Below are 1,940 nucleotides of genomic sequence, written 5' to 3'. Positions count from 1 at the left end.
CATGTGGTACAGACACTCAATATCAAACTGCAGTAAAGCTCCATGGGGTCTTTCCGTCCTGTCGCGGGTAACCTGCATCTTCACAGGTACTAAAATTTCACCGAGTCTCTCGTTGAGACAGTGCCCAAATCATTACGCCTTTCGTGCGGGTCGGAACTTACCCGACAAGGAATTTCGCTACCTTAGGACCGTTATAGTTACGGCCGCCGTTTACTGGGGCTTCAATTCATACCTTCGCGTTACCGCTAAGCACTCCTCTTAACCTTCCAGCACCGGGCAGGCGTCACCCCCTATACATCATCTTACGATTTAGCAGAGAGCTGTGTTTTTGATAAACAGTTGCTTGGGCCTATTCACTGCGGCTGACTTAAAGTCAGCACCCCTTCTCCCGAAGTTACGGGGTCATTTTGCCGAGTTCCTTAACGAGAGTTCTCTCGCTCACCTGAGGCTACTCGCCTCGACTACCTGTGTCGGTTTGCGGTACGGGTAGAGTATGTTTAAACGCTAGAAGCTTTTCTTGGCAGTGTGACGTCACTAACTTCGCTACTAAACTTCGCTCCCCATCACAGCTCAATGTTATAGAACTAAGCATTTAACTCAATTCACACCTCACTGCTTAGACAGACTCTTCCAATCGTCTGCTTTAGTTAGCCTACTGCGTCCCTCCATCACTACATACTCTAGTACAGGAATATCAACCTGTTGTCCATCGGATACACCTTTCGGTCTCTCCTTAGGTCCCGACTAACCCAGGGCGGACGAGCCTTCCCCTGGAAACCTTAGTCTTACGGTGGACAGGATTCTCACCTGTCTTTCGCTACTCATACCGGCATTCTCACTTCTATGCGTTCCAGCACTCCTCACGGTACACCTTCTTCACACATAGAACGCTCTCCTACCATACCTATAAAGGTATCCACAGCTTCGGTAAATTGTTTTAGCCCCGGTACATTTTCGGCGCAGGGTCACTCGACTAGTGAGCTATTACGCACTCTTTGAATGAATAGCTGCTTCTAAGCTAACATCCTAGTTGTCTGTGCAACCCCACATCCTTTTCCACTTAACAATTATTTTGGGACCTTAGCTGGTGGTCTGGGCTGTTTCCCTTTCGACTACGGATCTTAGCACTCGCAGTCTGACTGCCGACCATAATTCATTGGCATTCGGAGTTTATCTGAGATTGGTAATCCGGGATGGACCCCTCACCCAAACAGTGCTCTACCTCCAAGAATCTCTAATGTCGACGCTAGCCCTAAAGCTATTTCGGAGAGAACCAGCTATCTCCAAGTTCGTTTGGAATTTCTCCGCTACCCACAAGTCATCCAAGCACTTTTCAACGTGCCCTGGTTCGGTCCTCCAGTGCGTCTTACCGCACCTTCAACCTGCTCATGGGTAGGTCACATGGTTTCGGGTCTACGACATGATACTAACTCGCCCTGTTCAGACTCGGTTTCCCTACGGCTCCGTCTCTTCAACTTAACCTCGCATCATATCGTAACTCGCCGGTTCATTCTACAAAAGGCACGCTCTCACCCATTAACGGGCTCGAACTTGTTGTAGGCACACGGTTTCAGGTTCTATTTCACTCCCCTCCCGGGGTGCTTTTCACCTTTCCCTCACGGTACTGGTTCACTATCGGTCACTAGGGAGTATTTAGGGTTGGGAGATGGTCCTCCCAGATTCCGACGGGATTTCACGTGTCCCGCCGTACTCAGGATACTGCTAGGTACAAAGACTATTTTGAATACGAGGCTATCACTCTCTTTGGCTGATCTTCCCAAACCATTCTTCTATAGTCTTTGAGTCCACATTGCAGTCCTACAACCCCGAAGAGTAAACTCTTCGGTTTGCCCTTCTGCCGTTTCGCTCGCCGCTACTAAGGCAATCGCTTTTGCTTTCTCTTCCTGCAGCTACTTAGATGTTTCAGTTCACTGCGTCTT

1 rRNA gene is annotated in these 1,940 nt (G+C 49.1%); it reads right to left on the bottom strand.

Annotated features, from left to right (window positions below):
- Nucleotides 1-1,940 (bottom strand): 23S ribosomal RNA (locus O3611_RS09720); the annotation flags it as partial.

Source organism: Streptococcus sp. 27098_8_91, from assembly GCF_041432385.1.
Taxonomy (GTDB): Bacteria; Bacillota; Bacilli; order Lactobacillales; family Streptococcaceae; genus Streptococcus.
This window is presented reverse-complemented; position numbering and strand designations above follow the sequence as displayed.